At 45.3% G+C, this 15,048-nt stretch carries 15 protein-coding genes; 4 read left to right on the forward strand and 11 right to left on the reverse strand.

The window, feature by feature from the left end; all coding sequences use genetic code 11:
• Positions 1–60: 60 nt before the first annotated feature.
• Genes M1D71_RS21130 through M1D71_RS21145 form a run of 4 tightly spaced genes read right to left on the reverse strand, consistent with a single transcriptional unit; the run spans position 61 to position 5,218 of the window.
• Positions 61–1,389, reverse strand: coding sequence for an MFS transporter (locus M1D71_RS21130; protein WP_458123518.1), 1,329 nt, complete (start codon positions 1,387–1,389; stop codon positions 61–63).
• Positions 1,390–1,409: 20 nt separating this feature from the next.
• Positions 1,410–2,045: a TetR/AcrR family transcriptional regulator gene (locus M1D71_RS21135; RefSeq protein WP_458123519.1), complete on the reverse strand. Its 636-nt coding sequence runs from the start codon at positions 2,043–2,045 to the stop codon at positions 1,410–1,412.
• Positions 2,046–2,104: 59 nt separating this feature from the next.
• Positions 2,105–2,872, reverse strand: coding sequence for an ABC transporter ATP-binding protein (locus M1D71_RS21140; protein ID WP_091028310.1), 768 nt, complete (start codon positions 2,870–2,872; stop codon positions 2,105–2,107).
• A gap of 12 nt (positions 2,873–2,884) precedes the next feature.
• On the reverse strand, positions 2,885–5,218 hold the full coding sequence (locus M1D71_RS21145; RefSeq protein ID WP_458123520.1) for an ABC transporter permease: 2,334 nt from the start codon (positions 5,216–5,218) through the stop codon (positions 2,885–2,887).
• 313 nt (positions 5,219–5,531) lie between these two features.
• Here M1D71_RS21145 and M1D71_RS21150 point away from each other — a divergent pair, with 313 nt between their 5' ends.
• On the forward strand, positions 5,532–5,957 hold the full coding sequence (locus tag M1D71_RS21150) for an Rrf2 family transcriptional regulator (protein ID WP_458123521.1): 426 nt from the start codon (positions 5,532–5,534) through the stop codon (positions 5,955–5,957).
• A gap of 157 nt (positions 5,958–6,114) precedes the next feature.
• The gene (locus M1D71_RS21155; protein ID WP_458123522.1) at positions 6,115–6,972 is read left to right on the forward strand and encodes an SDR family oxidoreductase; all 858 of its coding nucleotides are present in this window, start codon (positions 6,115–6,117) and stop codon (positions 6,970–6,972) included.
• Positions 6,973–7,115: 143 nt separating this feature from the next.
• Here the strand turns inward: M1D71_RS21155 and M1D71_RS21160 are convergent, their stop codons facing one another.
• The 5 genes from M1D71_RS21160 to rnhA all read right to left on the reverse strand — a co-directional run bounded on the left by M1D71_RS21160 (position 7,116) and on the right by rnhA (position 11,358).
• On the reverse strand, positions 7,116–7,661 hold the full coding sequence (locus M1D71_RS21160) for an RNA 2'-phosphotransferase (RefSeq protein WP_458123523.1): 546 nt from the start codon (positions 7,659–7,661) through the stop codon (positions 7,116–7,118).
• A gap of 23 nt (positions 7,662–7,684) precedes the next feature.
• Positions 7,685–8,125 carry an Imm48 family immunity protein gene (imm48, locus tag M1D71_RS21165; RefSeq protein ID WP_458123524.1) on the reverse strand — a complete coding sequence of 147 codons (441 nt, stop codon included), beginning with the start codon at positions 8,123–8,125 and terminating at the stop codon, positions 7,685–7,687.
• Between the two features lie 228 nt (positions 8,126–8,353).
• Positions 8,354–9,340 carry a serine/threonine protein kinase gene (locus tag M1D71_RS21170; RefSeq protein WP_458123525.1) on the reverse strand — a complete coding sequence of 329 codons (987 nt, stop codon included), beginning with the start codon at positions 9,338–9,340 and terminating at the stop codon, positions 8,354–8,356.
• Between the two features lie 297 nt (positions 9,341–9,637).
• On the reverse strand, positions 9,638–10,507 hold the full coding sequence (locus M1D71_RS21175; protein ID WP_458123526.1) for an alpha/beta fold hydrolase: 870 nt from the start codon (positions 10,505–10,507) through the stop codon (positions 9,638–9,640).
• Positions 10,508–10,701: 194 nt separating this feature from the next.
• Positions 10,702–11,358 carry a ribonuclease H gene (gene rnhA, locus M1D71_RS21180; RefSeq protein WP_458123527.1) on the reverse strand — a complete coding sequence of 219 codons (657 nt, stop codon included), beginning with the start codon at positions 11,356–11,358 and terminating at the stop codon, positions 10,702–10,704.
• Between the two features lie 156 nt (positions 11,359–11,514).
• Between rnhA and M1D71_RS21185 the strand changes: the two genes are divergently transcribed.
• Entirely contained in the window at positions 11,515–12,138 is a 624-nt protein-coding gene (locus M1D71_RS21185) for a DUF421 domain-containing protein (RefSeq protein ID WP_458123528.1), read from the forward strand.
• Between the two features lie 91 nt (positions 12,139–12,229).
• Here the strand turns inward: M1D71_RS21185 and M1D71_RS21190 are convergent, their stop codons facing one another.
• The gene (locus M1D71_RS21190) at positions 12,230–12,997 is read right to left on the reverse strand and encodes an ABC transporter ATP-binding protein (protein ID WP_458123529.1); all 768 of its coding nucleotides are present in this window, start codon (positions 12,995–12,997) and stop codon (positions 12,230–12,232) included.
• A gap of 2 nt (positions 12,998–12,999) precedes the next feature.
• The gene (locus M1D71_RS21195; RefSeq protein WP_458127319.1) at positions 13,000–14,076 is read right to left on the reverse strand and encodes a FecCD family ABC transporter permease; all 1,077 of its coding nucleotides are present in this window, start codon (positions 14,074–14,076) and stop codon (positions 13,000–13,002) included.
• Positions 14,077–14,546: 470 nt separating this feature from the next.
• On the opposite strand from M1D71_RS21195, the gene M1D71_RS21200 reads away from it, so the two are divergent.
• Positions 14,547–14,993 carry a MarR family winged helix-turn-helix transcriptional regulator gene (locus M1D71_RS21200; RefSeq protein ID WP_458123530.1) on the forward strand — a complete coding sequence of 149 codons (447 nt, stop codon included), beginning with the start codon at positions 14,547–14,549 and terminating at the stop codon, positions 14,991–14,993.
• Positions 14,994–15,048 lie beyond the last annotated feature (55 nt).

Here is a 15,048-nt window from a genome sequence, read left to right on the forward strand (position 1 = left end):
TTCGTACAGAAGAAGTATTGCACGCTGCTGCGGACAAGGGCTTACGCTGTGGGATTCGTATTAATCGTGCGCCAACCCGCCAACATCGGATGGAGCCGTTATATCTGGGCTCTGCTCCAGAGATTTGATCATTTTCAAGCGGGATGTGATTATTGCGATCAGAATAACAAACAGACCCGCGATGATAAACAGAAAGGCAATACCTCTGCCTGGCCCAGTTCCAATAATTTGACCAACAGACGAAGCCAGTGCTCCCCCCTCCATCAGCAACGGATTAAACACATGGTCGGCCAGAAATCCAGCCAAACTGTACGCAATAATAAACCCGAGTTGTGACAGAATACCAATGATTCCCCATACCCTGCCCTGCTTTTCGTTGGCGATATTGTTTCGCACCAGCACATCTGCGCTCATGTTGACAAACGGCAGCGATGACAGGAACAGAAAGCCTGCGAAGATAATAAAATAAATATTGGTGGATATCCCCAGAAGCGAAAAGGACAAACCGCACAAAATCAGACCCATCACAAGCACACTTGCGTATCTCTTTGTTATTGTAAATATGCCGATGCACAAGCTGCTAATCAGCATGCCGATAGCGCTAACAGACTGAAACGTTCCAAGTGTCTTTGCATCCGTGAATGACAGAAGCATCGGACCAATGAGTGTCTCCAGGAATCCTAGATAAAAGGTGACAAGTGAAATAATCACCACCAGCAACAGTACTCCCTTGTTGGTTACAACTCCCCTCCAGCCCTCTTGAATATCAGTGATCCAATTTTTGTCTTCTTGATCCTCTCGTTCCACCTTCATGCTCTTCCGAATAACCAGCACAGCCAGAATGGCAACCAGGAATGTCAGAATATTAATGACCAGAATGACTTCAATGGTTGTTATACTAAGCAGAATGCCCGCAATGATGGGTGAAAACAGAAACTTCGAGGATTCAGCCAGTTGTACAAGACCGCTTCCTTTTGAGAATTGATCCTTATCCAGCAAGTCTGTAGCAGAGGCCTTATATGCCGGGCTCTGCAGCGCGGAAAACACGGAACTAAAGGCCACTCCCACATAGATATGCCATAACTGGATATCACCTGTGAGCATAATGGACAGAATAAAAATCAAACCGGCCGCAGACCCCAAGTCGCCGATAATCATCATCGTTCGACGGTCGAATCGGTCTGCCAATACCCCTCCAATAGGTCGAAGCAGGATATTCGGCAGAAACGTGAATAAGGTAATCAGTGCAACACTTGTTGCCGTATTCGTTTTTTCGAAGGCATACACCCCCAGGGAGAAGGCTGTAAGTCCAATCCCAATCATGGAGATGAGCTGACCGAACCATACTACCAGAAACTTTTTAAATGATTTTTGAACGGTATTTTCCATGGATGATACTCCTTTCTCGGCTAAGCTTGATTCGGAAAATAAAGACGAGTGACGTAGGCGAAGCTTCCTTTTTCTGCTCCCAGAACACGTTCCATAATATGCGTGAATGCTTCAACCTTTTTTTGGAGTTCTTCCTCCTCCCATTGAAAGATGCCTCGATCCAGCAAAAATTGTGAAGATACGAGCAGGAAATCGATGGATTCCTTTGGGTTAGGCGTATGAAATACCCCCTCCTGAATGCCCTGCTCTACCACCTCGGCCAAGATGGGACTTAATCGAATTACCGTCTCTATAAGACTCTTTTGATGCATCTCCACATTTTGGACACTGTGCAATTGCTCAATGAGGCCATGCTTTCTGTCGTCAGGCTGATTCTGCGCCATCATGATGCGATAAATTTTGTCATGGGCGTTCAACTTGGGATCTAACACTATGGCCTTGGCTGATGCCTCCCCGCTCAGAATAAAACGCATAACGATGGCGTTCATAACCTCTTCCTTGGACTGAAAATAATAATAAAATGTACCCTTCGCGATATTACATACCCGAAGGATATCCATGACCGTAGCTTTGGTATATCCCTTGGTCACGAACAGAATCTCGGCTGCATTCAAAATCTCATTCCTGCGTTCTTCCGGGTTCTTTATCAATCTCATATTCTGGCCTCCAATACATCGACCGACTGTCGGTCTATTGTAGTCATGAGGTTCCTTTTTTAGAACCCCATTTCAGTCAACCATTGCGCCAAATGGCTTTCCCTAGTTTTTAGATCCTGACGCTCTCTTGCATATTTTCCAATATTTTTGTCTGCAACCAGCTTACCGTCCATCATAAACAGTACACGTTCCGATCTGGCAGCGACTTTCACATCATGGGTCACAAGCAGAATGGTTGTACCCGTTGCATTAATATCGCCCAGAATATCCATGATCTCATACGTTGATTTGGAATTCAGCGCCCCCGTTGGTTCATCGCCGAATAAAATATCCGGATTATTAATCAGCGCACGGCAGATGGCAATCCGTTGAAGCTGTCCCCCTGAGGCTTGGGTGATGTTATGCCCAGCCAGCTCATCAATCCCCATTTTTTTCATTAATGACATCGCCCGTGTATTAATCGTTTCTCTGCTGCTATTCTTGGCCAGATACGCGGAAAGTACGATATTGTCTAACAGATTCAGATTCTTGAGCAGATGAATATTCTGAAAGATGAACCCCATCTTGGTCAAACGTAGACTTGCCAGATCTCTCTCCTGAAATGCCGATATTTTTTTGCCATTAAAATAAACACTTCCAGCACTAATCTGATCCATGCCACTTATGTTGTACAGTAAGGTAGACTTGCCTGAGCCAGACGGCCCCATGATGGAAACAAATTCTCCCTTTTTTAATTGAAGGTTGATATCTTTCAAGATATTATGTTCTTCATTCTCGCCGATCGCTACGGATTTATTCACGTCTTTAGCCTCAAGTATAGTTGTCATCGTTGATCCTCCCTATTCGACAATCATTTTGGATATGCTCGTTTCCTTGATCGATTGGATACTAATCCATGCTGTCAGTACAATCGTGCCCGCAAGTAACAATGGACACAAAATATATGCCTGTAACGGGTTAACAACAAAAACAATATTGGAAGCACCGAACGTCGACATAATGGCACTAACCAGCAACGGACCCAACGTATTGGACAATATCGTTCCAGTAACAACCCCTAAGATTAATATGACAAGTGACATAACGACATACTTGAACTTGATTTTAGACAAGGCAAACCCAAGACTTCTTAGTACAGCAATGTCGTTGTTGTCCTTGGCTACTAACATCTGAAGGAACAGTGCTGTAATTAAAATAGATATGAAGACACCGATGACCAAGGCCAGCATCGTCACCAATTTCAATTGTTGGATGGTTCCGCCTAACGTCTGATCCAGATAACCTTGAAGATCGGTTACTTTGGCTGGCGAGAAAGCAACCTCATATTCAGCAATTTTGGTAGCCATGTCCCCACGATTATTCAGATCCAAACTGACCACGTACCACAACACACTATCCTTGTTGTAGGGCAATAAGGCCTTCGCCGTTTTCCCACCATTCGTAACGTCCTGGTATATTCCGCTGACCGTCATCATCTGGTCCTTGCCATTAACCAGCAAGGTAAGTTGCTCACCAGTCTTCAGGCGCAGCTCGCTACTGTTTGCATCAGATAACGCAATTTCATTCTCGGTTGTTGGCGCATTACCGCTAACATAAGACAATGGGAAAATACTGAAATCTCCAGTTTCTACACTCAGATTGTCGTAACTTCCTTCCGCATTCTTAATCTTGAACTGGCTTGTTACCAATGGGGAATACGTTTTGATGTCTTTATCATTTTGGATCTGGGCAACCAGATTGTCATAACGCTGCTCCACATCGTCTGTGTGCCTCAAGTCAATGCGAATATCACTTTGTCCAACACCCATATAAGAAATAAAACTTGGCGCCTGCAAAGTGTTCAGGAAGTTGACCGGCACAATCATGATAAATGAACTGACTACAAAGACGAACAACAATAATCGGAACATCTTGATTCGCTGTATCACTTCCTTCAGACCAAGAAAAACAGGTACGGAAGACCAGCGATTGCGGGACAAACTGAGCCGGTTTCGAATGATCTGTGTATCTCCCAGGCTCCCGGTACGGAGAGCATCCACCGCGGAGATGGAACGAAAACGCCGCAGTACCGTTCGACAGAACAGAACAACCATGGCAAATATTATTCCAGCGGCTAATAACGGAATCGCGAAATGCAACAGGGTTGCAGGTGCTTTTCCCATATACAACATGATGTTGGAAACAAATAGTCTGTTAACGCCAAGTGATGCAATGTAACCAAGCACGGATGCGAATCCGGCCATAAATATATACTTCATCAGATACAGTCTCTTAATATCCTTCTCTGCGATCCCTATCGCTTTCATGACACTAATCTCACGATAATCCTCTTCGATGGTCGCAAGCATCGTGAATCGGATGCAGAGCATCGCGATCAGAATCAGCACTAGACTAACCAGAATAATAACGGCTGCAATAACTCCGTCGGTCATCGCATTCAATACCTGGAACAGCCCATAGGTTACGACTGGACCCGCGTTGGGAAGTCCGGCATTTTGGTAAGCCTGGGTAAATTCACTCGTCAGTCCGGGATCGGTCAACCGGAATTCGATGAGATACTCCATCTCCCCGATGCTCTGCTTCAATTCCTGCAAATTCCCATCACTCACAATAAAACGTTTGGAGTGCACAACCGATGGATTCATCTGAGCATCACGGACAAAATCAACGATGGTGTAAGAACGCTCAAATTGACCATTATCGATCCGAACCTGGTCGCCCACGCTCAATTTATTTTGCTGCATGTAATATACCGGAACCGCGATCTCGCCATCGTTAACCTGAATAATCTCACTGTCCAGATTCAACAAATAGTCGAAACCCTGATTCTGTGTAACAAAGTCAATGTCCATAACACTGTTCTTTTCGGACTCTGCTCCGAGAAACAGATTAGAGCCGTCAATGTTGACCATTTCCACAATCTGATGCTGCTGGACCATGGCATTTTCCTCAGCCCATGTGTTCACTTTGACCTGATCGAGTTCTCCGGCATGCATTTGCACAAAGTGTGGTGTTTTGGATTCAGAAAATAGATATTGGATGGAACTCGTCAGTTCCATAATCATTCGTGACCCCGAAGACACCAGCAAGGCGGCCAGCAGTACAAAAATAAATAACGCAGCCGTAATCCCTTTTTTTCTCGTTATATCGTTTCTCAGCATTCTTAGCAGCATAAACGAACATGGCTCCTCTCATCTACAAGTTGTTCCTATTTATCTGGCAAAATACATGCCCAACTCCTTTCATACAAGGTTATTCCAAACCAACGCAATTCATTTCACTACGAGACATCTAGCCAGATTATATAACTCTATTTTTAATTGTCAATTAAAACATATTTTTCTATTTTTCTATCGCTAGATTCACTTAGAAAAGCCAGCTATAAAGTATTTAAAGCATGCCCGATTTCACTTAAGAAGAAATAAAAATAGGATTTGACAAAAGATCACTTTGTAACTATTATGGTTACAACGGTGGTGATCATCAATGAAACAAATCAGCAGTCGCTTTTCCATCGCGGTTCATACCCTGTCCCTGATCGCTGTTATGCCCAATGAATGCACCGGAGATATTATCGCTCAGAGTGTGAATACGAATCCCGTAATTATCCGGCGAATTATGTCCAAGCTGAAACAGGCTGGTCTAATCGACGTTAGACCCGGTGTGGGCGGTGCTTCCTTGTTGAAAGACCCGGCGAATATTACCCTTCTCGATGTATATCGAGCGCTTGAGGTCGTGGAGGATGGAGAACTGTTTAACTTCCACAAACACCCGAACCCGCAATGTCCGGTTGGTAATATGATTGAACACACCTTGCGCGCCGAACTCATTGAGGCTCAGAAAGCTATGGAACAGCGTTTGAATCGTGTAACGATACAACAGATGATGGATCAGGTTCATGTCTCTGAATAAAAAAAGCTCATTGCGAGCTTTTTTTAACCTTTTCGTTGTAATCACACCTGTTATAACACCTTTGATTACATCCATATGCACTATACGGATACGACTTGCTAGCTTGGGTTAAGTAAGACGTAGTCAACCACAACACATATTATAGGAGGAATAGAAGATGAAAATTTTGGTTACTGGGGCAACAGGTCAATTGGGTTCACTGGTTGTAGAAGCATTGTTAAAAACGGGTTCTGCCAAGGATTTGGCAGTAAGTGTACGTAATCCGGAGAAAGCGGAAGCTCTCCATGCTCAAGGTGTTGACGTTCGTCACGGTGACTTCGATCAACCGGAGACGTTGGAAAAAGCCTTTGCGGGTGTAGATCGTCTGATGCTCATCTCCACTGATGGTGACAATGAAACGCGTATTCGCCAACATCAGGCTGCCATTGACGCTGCCAAGAGCGCAGGCGTTGGCTTCATCGCTTACACAAGCGTTGTGAATGCAGAGAAAAACACCCTTTCCCTGGCTGAAGTTCACCGCGCTACAGAACAAGCTATTCGTGAATCCGGCATCCCTTATTCCTTCCTGCGCAACAACTGGTATCTGGAAAATGAAGCAGGTAGCGTTCAAGCGGCTATGCAAGGCGCACCTTGGGTTCATACCACCAACGATAGCCAAGTAGGCTGGGCTACCCGCAGTGATTATGCTCATGCTGCTGCAGCTGTACTTGCAGGTGAAGGACATGAGAATACCGTATATGAGTTGTCCGGCAAACTGCGCACTCAAGCTGAACTGGCCGCCATTGTTGGTGAAGTGCTCGGACAGGATATCAGCGTGCAAAACGTGGACGATGCCGCTTATGCTGACATCATGAAAGGCGCAGGTCTACCGGACTTTGTCGTATCCATGCTCGTTGATATGCAAGGTGCCATCCGTGAAGGCGCGCTGGCAGTAGAGAGTGATACATTGGAGAAATTGCTTGGCCGTCCGGCTCAGCCACTAAGCGAAGGTATTAAAGCGATTGTAGGCAAGTAAGATTGGGATATGAGAATTCCAAGAATTGAATTCTCTCTCCTCTATAGATAGAAGAGAATGAAATAGAAAACCCAAAAAGGGACACACCAATGAATATTGGATGTGTCCTTTTTCGGTATAGCTAACGATCAATAGTTCATCGCTCATTGCTTAATATAACGTGCCGGAATATGATCGGCCAGCCAGATATTTTCGTTTCCATGATAAAAGAGGATTCCGTCTATAGCCGCTTGGGCAGCATTAATTTTCAAAATGACAGGCTGATCATCACGTCTTCGTCCCACCTGAGTGGCCGTATCGATATCTGCGGACAGATGTACATATTGCCTTTGCCGCGGCTGTAAGCCATGTTCCATAATAGAATTTACTGCGCGCGCCGGGGTACCATGGTAAAGGGTTTCCGGTGGCTCAGCAGATGACTTGGATATCTTATGCGGAGTCGAATGTCCATACAATGCCCGAATACGGCCAGAATGGATCTCATGTCTCTTTTTCTCCGAAGCTTGGATCATCTGCTCCAGATCGGCTTCCGTAACTTCCTTCCACTGTGGACTTTCATGTAGAGCCACCAGCAATTGCGAGATTTCCACCCAACCCTCTTCGTCCAGCTCCAGCTCATATTCCCATGGGGCGTGACGCAGAGCGTATGAGAGTTCCTTGCTTAGTTTCATCAGATCCAATGCAATCATCTCCCCAATCTAATAAAACTCGTCTATTGCTGCGATTGAACCGCTGTTAAAATCTCCTGAATGTTACGTGCCAATCCCTCATCGTCTTCCTGATTGAACTGGCGGTGTCCGTCAATCCCACGTTGGATAATCGTATTCATCACCGGATGAACCTCCCGATGCGAAGCCACCCGAATCAGATCATCGGCAAAGTCGACGGCCTGCTGCTCACTGTAGTTAAACGGCTTAATCAGCATCCGGATACTTAGTGCATGCGCTTGTGGCTCCGCCAACTGATCCCTGTTCGTAATGCCATACACCGCACCAAACCCAAAAGCAGCCATCACCTGACGCTCCAGTTCCGTCGTTTGTTCCAAAGGTGTGCCCATCAGCTCACATATTTTGTCCACCATCTGCTCCAGCTCATTTGCCGCCGCAGCCAGAATTACGTCATTAATATCGTCAGCATTAATAAATTCAGTCATAATGTATTTCTCCATTCCTGCACCGTATTTGATTGATCTCTCATACTCTATGAGAACATTGTATCGGAGATAGGGTATTCGTATCAAATTCTATCGATTCACTTCGGCCTGCTGTTTAGACTAGGATAAGAAAGAGCCAAATCCCCCGATCACGAGTTGATTTGGCTCACCTTCACTTGATATGCATCGATAAAATAAACTCTTCTTCCTTAGAAAAATCATGCTCTCTTAGGCCGTCTCATGTTGCTTTTTCGGCACTTCATAGACCTGTGTATGTTCATTCTCGGCGAAAGACCATTCCACTGTACCTGGTTTACGCACTTTCCACACCCAGGCTTGAACTCGCAGCGAACTTTTGACCCAGGCCAGGGAAGCACAGCGTTTCTCGGAACGGACCCTCAGCCCCCAATGAATAACACGAGCGAGCCAAGGGTTTACATATTCGTTATGTGAGCGAACAGATGGCAATTCATCCTGGAATAACCGCTGCTTCACATCCATGGGAGGTTGCCCGCATGTCCAATAATGGAGCAGTGCCGCCAGGCTATAGATGTCCGACATGGGTCCCTGACTGGATTTCTCTGAATAGAACTCCAGTGGAGAATAACCTGCCGATGTAAATATCGCCTGTTTCTCACCAGATTGCATAGGCCAGCGGGTAGCTGAACCGAAGTCGAGAAGCTTCGGTGTACCGTCCTCCATCACCATAATGTTCGAAGGTTTCACATCCCGGTGAAGAATTCCTTGTTTGTGTATATAATCCAGCGTATCCACCAGTGGAAGCAGTGTCTCTGTAATGAATGCAGCATCAAGCGCATGATTATGTTCATTCAGATACTCGGTTAGCGTAATGCCCGTGCAGTATTCCATAACGAGGTAACCCGTATCATTCGCTTCAAAATGATCCATATACGAAACAATATGAGGATGATTCAGTTTCGATAACAGTTCACCTTCGAGTAGAAATGCACCGAGCAACTCCTGGTATTGCCCACCGTATCCTCGCGAAGAACAAAATACACCCCGCTTGTCTGCCTGACGTTCGGCTATTCTCTGGGGGAAAAATTCCTTAATGGCTACCTTGGCGCCTGTGTTCCGATCTCGCCCTGCATATACAATAGCCAACTCACTGCTGGCCAATACCTGTCTTACCTGATATGTATCATTTATAATCACATTGCGCTGCAATGCCATTTTGCAATTGTCTTTTCTCATAACAGACCTCTTTTCAACCTTGTCGATCGGAAGACTTTCCGCGTAAATGCATCATTTGGTTTAACCCGTAAGCATTTCATCGCCAACTATACATATAAACCAAATGATGCAATTTGAAACACCTTAACACGAAATATTTAAATATTAATCATACCACACTGGCTATGATCTGTTCCTAATCCATAACAAGCTCTTCTATAGAAGAAAATATCTCTTATATACTCTATCGACACATAAAGCGAATTACTTTATTAAACTGGAAAAAAACATTTTCTCCGTCGGTTCTTGCAGATTTTATTAATAATTCTTTTGTAAAAACTGCTGTATTTCCTCATTCATCTGAACCAATACGTCCTGTGAAGGAAAATGTCCAGTATCATACTTGATGGTCTGTAGATTCGGAATAATTTTCCTTGCTCTCTCTATTAATTTGTCTGCAGGGAAAAAGATATCCTTCTCTCCCACCAGCAGCAGGGTTGGTGACGTATAGTTAACAAGCTCTTGCTGCTCCGTAATCTTAGGCATATCCTGCTCCAGACTGACGTGTTTGAAGATTTTACCGATAATATTCTTATCCAATTCTTTCATACAGTTACATGACATGCGATCCGCAATTTTTTGCAGAGAAGTCGTTGAAGAAGTCATTCTGTACGTCACGAGTGGCAGCACGATATCCTGTACCATTTTCAGTTTGGAACCGACCGCCAATCCCGCAGGAGCAACCAAAACAGAGCATGAAATACGATCTGGAATGTACGTTGCCAACCTTAGGATAATCCCCCCTCCATAGGATGGACCAACAAAAGCACATGTTTGAATATCAAAATGGTCAAGCAAGTCCGAGACCCACAAAGCCAAACTATCGAACCTTGCCGAAATTCGAGTCTCCTCACTGTAACCGGGATGGCCGATCGTGTCGGGAGCAATGATCCGGTAATCCTTGAACAAGGATGAGAACCAGGACAATGTCATCGGATTCACGCAATTTCCGCCTTGGAAGATAAATAACGGTTTACCGTTCTCTGGCCCTGTTAATAACACATGTGTTTGGCCGAAGCGCGTACCGACGAATTCTCGTGTAAAGTTGCTCTCCAACTCATCAAGATATGCTTCGTATTCCTGAAGTATGCTGCTTTTTCCTTCTTCACTTCTGTATATGGAACTCATTTTTGCCTCCTGCAATATGAACTGAACTCAATGAACTATATGATGATGAAACCCCAAAAAAGACAAAAAAGCCCGCTGATGGCAGGCTCCTCCGTGTGTAACATATCGTATTGAACTGATTATAGAATGGAAACTGGAAATTGTAAATGTTTATTCTTACAAAATAAATATTAGAGCCACCTTTCTTAACGAGCTTATTTGCGTCCGTAATCCGCCTTGATTTCGCCCCACTGCTTTGTCTGCCATTTTAACACTTTATTGCTATACGTATTGGTCTGGAGCCACTGCTCCGCCCGGTCAATCATCAGCCAGATCTCTTCCGTGGAGTTGTCCCGTGCTAATGTCGTAGCTACTTTTTTCTGCTTCAGCCATTTCATGGCATTGACCGAGTCGGTATACACCGTTTTGGTACTGCCTTCTTTCTTCAGATGTGCGAGGGCATGTACAATGGCCAAAAATTCGCCCAGATTGTTCGTGCCTTTGGAGATTGGTCCAACGGAGAAAATAATCTCACCTGTGCGGGTGTCCACCCCTTTGTATTCTACAGGTCCAGGGTTACCGCGTGTACCCACATCAACAGAGATGCTGTCATAATCCACTTCCTCCGACGTTTCCATACCTGCGCTTCTTCCGCTGGTAGCCGATTTCGTCTTCGATCCACTGCCGCCGGCACTTGAACCCCAGTTCCCTTTCCATCCGGCGCGATACGCCTCTTCAGCGGCCGCTTTGGACTCATAGGATTTATATTTTGCTCCAGTATAATGATCCGTTTGCGCTTTGCAATCTGCCCATGTGCTATACACGCCTGGCTTCTTACCTTCCCAGACAACATAGTATTTCTGTTTCGCCACTCTGACCCGCTCCTTTGTTCACTTCATCAATACCCTATTGTATACGATCCGGTAGGCGGAATGAAAGCTATGGATTCAGCCAACTGCATAATTCCCTCATCTCCAGAACAGCCTAAGAAGCAAAGAGCAAACTGGAATAGAAAGGAATACAAACTTATGGATTGGATATGGAAATCTGTTTTACTTGTACTTGTCGGCATGATCCTGCTGCGAATTGCAGGACGCAAGTCAATCTCCCAGATGAGTGTGGTTACAACGGTCATCATGATCTCCATCGGAACAACGATTGTGCAGCCCATCGCAAATCATGAGCTTGGTAAAGCGATTGGATCAGCATCGGTATTTATCGCGACATTGCTTGTAGTGGAACAACTGCAATTGAAATTTAATTTTTTTGAACGGCTAATGAGTGGCAGTTCCAAAATCGTGGTAGAGGACGGGAAGGTCATTATCCCGAATCTGAAACGTATGCGTTACACGATGGACCAGCTCGAGATGCACCTGAGGAAGGAAGGTATTACGAGTGTGGACGATCTGGAGATTGCAACAGTGGAGCCTAATGGCCAGCTAGGTTATGTACTGAAACGACATGCGCGCCCCGTGACGATCGGAGAGCTCGAGGAGATCCTGCGGAGCTATACGATTACAGGTAGTAGTTCAGCAACGAGAGAACAATCTAAACACAACAGCAGCAAGTCTTCAAGCGAAAACTCCTCAGATATTTTCGAAGAAGTCAGCAAAGGTGCTCATGTTCAGCCCGTCGATCCGAAACTTCAATAGCTACGTCCTCACACTACAAAAAAAACAAAAAAACAAAAGACCGCACCTGTAAGCACTTATCAACAGTGCTCTAAACAAGGTACGGTCCTAATTACCGTGTGCTAAGGTATGCGATGCCCAATCCACCCGTTACCGGGTTCTTATAGATTTCACAATCTACATCGAATACCTCACCTATCATCTCACGAGTCAGAATATCAGCCGGTTTGCCATGTACAACAATCTGGCCCTTTTTCACCACATAGAGATAATCGCAATATTCTGCGGCGAGTTCGAGATCATGAAGCGCTGCAAGTATACCAATGCCCAGTCCACGGACAATATTCAGAATCTGAAGTTGGTATTTGATGTCCAAATGGTTCGTTGGCTCGTCCAGAATCAGGAATTCAGGTTGCTGTGCCAGGACACGCGCCAATACCACACGCTGTTTCTCTCCACCAGACAGGGACACGTAATTGCGGTCTGCATGTCCAGTCAGATGTACTTTTTCCAGAGCTTGCTCCACGATTTCGTGATCCCGTTCATTATCCGTCTCCAGCATTTTTTTGTGTGGAGTACGACCCGCCATGACCATCTCACGCACCGTAAAATCAAAACTCAATTCATTAAACTGACCGACAACGCCCATATGTCTGGAAACGACCTTCGGGCTGGATTTGAGGATATCTGTATTATCCAGAAAAACCTTGCCTTGCTGCGGTTTGATCACTTTATAGATGCTCTTGAGCAGCGTTGATTTGCCACAACCATTCGGCCCGATCAGCCCAACGAATTGTTTGTCGTTCACTTGTAAAGAAATGTCCTTGATGATCTCCGTGTTCAGTACAGAAATGGATACATTTTCTACGTTCAGCTTCATGTTTAATTTCCTCCAAAGCCGTAGCCTTTTTTGACCAGCATATACATAAACATCGGCGCGCCAATCATGGCCGTAATGATACCGATCGGCAACTCCACGCTGGATATGAGGGATCGTGCGATCACGTCTGTCCAGATGAGGAAAATGGCTCCGAACACCACGGATACAGGCATCACTTTACGATGGTCCGAACCCACCAGACCTCTCACAATATGCGGAATGATCAATCCGACAAAACCAATCATGCCACAGCTTGCCACCATGACGCCTGTGACCAAAGCCGTTAACAGCATGTACAGCCTGCGATACACACTCAAATTAATGCCCAGCGTAACCGCTGCTTCATCCCCCAATAACATCGTATTGAGAACTCTCGACTGCAACAGGAAGAATAGAATCGCCACTAACACGACGATACCAACCAGCGGAAGTTTGTTCCATCCGGAAGCCGCCAGGCTACCCATGGTCCAGAACGTCACCGTTTTGATGCCTTCGGCGTTGTTGGCAAAGTAAATAATAAAATTGGAGAAGGCACTGCACAGCGCATTAATGACCATTCCGGCAAGCACCAGCTTGACCGACGTCATTTTCCCCCGAATCCCCGCAAGGGTGAGTACCAGCAAAGAAGCTCCCATCGCCCCGGCAAATGCCCAGAAAGCCACACCGGTCTGACCCAGCCAGCCAATCGCACCGAAGCCAATGAGAATTGCAAAAGTAGCTCCGAGTGATGCGCCTGAGGATATACCCAGTATGTAAGGATCAGCTAGCGGATTCTGCACAGCAGCCTGCATAACAGCACCGCACAAGGCCAACCCTGCACCGATAAACATCGCCATCAGCACACGTGGAAAACGAATCTGCCAGATAATATCGGTAAAGGAGCCTGCCTCAATTGGTGTTGCCCCCCACTGAAATCCCGTTAATTTGGTTAAAAGAATACGATATGACTCCGCAAGCGGAATACGGACCTGTCCAATCGAAACCGCGATCCCTACAGAAATAATCGTAATAATGATTAAAGCTGCAATCAGTAAAGTAAACCCGGCTTTACTATGAACCAGAGACTCTCTTTTCCCCATACGATGTGTCTGAACCTGAACTGTCTGTGCCATCTCTTCCCCCATTAATTCGCGTAAAATGTAAAATAAATTGAATTTAGCTATTTACAATGTGTTTTCTCGGATTATAATTGAGAATGATTATCTTTGTCAATTAAAAAACACATAGAAAAGAGGTTCATCGTGCAATGAAATTCACATCCATAAGCAGCTGTTCCTGCCTGAGAATACAAATAAAACAACGTACCCGCTCACGATTGAGAATTTCATGTAGGTAAAGAGCTGGTTGTAGGTGCAAGTCCGGATCTGGTACTCGGACGGGGCGACCTGTTCGCTGATGCAGACTGGGGCGTGGGTACCGTCGATGGATTGAATGACATGAATATACGTACGTTCCTGCAAACGACGAATCACAAAGGCACACTCGATAGCCTGTACAGCGATATTGCACAACTTGGGCAGATCGTCACGGAACAAGGCTTGACATTAGTTTGATAACAAACTATATTACACATATGAAAACAAGAGACGCTATTTCACTCATATCCAAAATTAAAGAGAAGGCCAACCGCTTCATCCTGACCGAGATGGCTGAGCAGGGAATCCAGGAACTCGCTACGTCCCATGGGGATATTATCTATGCCCTGTATAACAATCACAGGATGACCATGGCCGAGATCGCCAAAAAAATTGGCAAGGATAAATCCACGGTGACCGCACTTGTGGACAAATTGGTGCGGACAGGATACGTCGACAAGGAGCGTGATGCAACAGATTCGCGAGTTGTTCATGTGGCTTTGACTGCAAAAGGCGAAGATTTAAAACCGATCTTCGAAGATATATCGCAGCGCGTGCTAGACACATTTTATGCGGACGTTACGGAAGCGGAGAAAAAAGAACTGCTTCGAATTTTAATGAAAATTCATGGTAACTTCTAATTTTTTTTTGAGAAATAGTTTGACATCAAACCAATATATTAGAGGAGGTTTTGGG

Source organism: Paenibacillus sp. Z3-2 (assembly GCF_054161325.1).

Excerpts from the sequence above, each read along its gene's own strand:
- M1D71_RS21130 (WP_458123518.1), bottom strand. The coding sequence starts at position 1,389 with ATGGAAAATACCGTTCAAAAATCATTTAAAAAGTTTCTGGTAGTATGG.
- M1D71_RS21135 (WP_458123519.1), bottom strand. The coding sequence starts at position 2,045 with ATGAGATTGATAAAGAACCCGGAAGAACGCAGGAATGAGATTTTGAAT.
- M1D71_RS21140 (WP_091028310.1), bottom strand. The coding sequence starts at position 2,872 with ATGACAACTATACTTGAGGCTAAAGACGTGAATAAATCCGTAGCGATC.
- M1D71_RS21145 (WP_458123520.1), bottom strand. The coding sequence starts at position 5,218 with ATGCTGCTAAGAATGCTGAGAAACGATATAACGAGAAAAAAAGGGATT.
- M1D71_RS21150 (WP_458123521.1), top strand. The coding sequence starts at position 5,532 with ATGAAACAAATCAGCAGTCGCTTTTCCATCGCGGTTCATACCCTGTCC.
- M1D71_RS21155 (WP_458123522.1), top strand. The coding sequence starts at position 6,115 with ATGAAAATTTTGGTTACTGGGGCAACAGGTCAATTGGGTTCACTGGTT.
- M1D71_RS21160 (WP_458123523.1), bottom strand. The coding sequence starts at position 7,661 with ATGATTGCATTGGATCTGATGAAACTAAGCAAGGAACTCTCATACGCT.
- imm48 (WP_458123524.1), bottom strand. The coding sequence starts at position 8,125 with ATGACTGAATTTATTAATGCTGACGATATTAATGACGTAATTCTGGCT.
- M1D71_RS21170 (WP_458123525.1), bottom strand. The coding sequence starts at position 9,340 with ATGAGAAAAGACAATTGCAAAATGGCATTGCAGCGCAATGTGATTATA.
- M1D71_RS21175 (WP_458123526.1), bottom strand. The coding sequence starts at position 10,507 with ATGAGTTCCATATACAGAAGTGAAGAAGGAAAAAGCAGCATACTTCAG.
- M1D71_RS21185 (WP_458123528.1), top strand. The coding sequence starts at position 11,515 with ATGGATTGGATATGGAAATCTGTTTTACTTGTACTTGTCGGCATGATC.
- M1D71_RS21190 (WP_458123529.1), bottom strand. The coding sequence starts at position 12,997 with ATGAAGCTGAACGTAGAAAATGTATCCATTTCTGTACTGAACACGGAG.
- M1D71_RS21195 (WP_458127319.1), bottom strand. The coding sequence starts at position 14,076 with ATGGGGAAAAGAGAGTCTCTGGTTCATAGTAAAGCCGGGTTTACTTTA.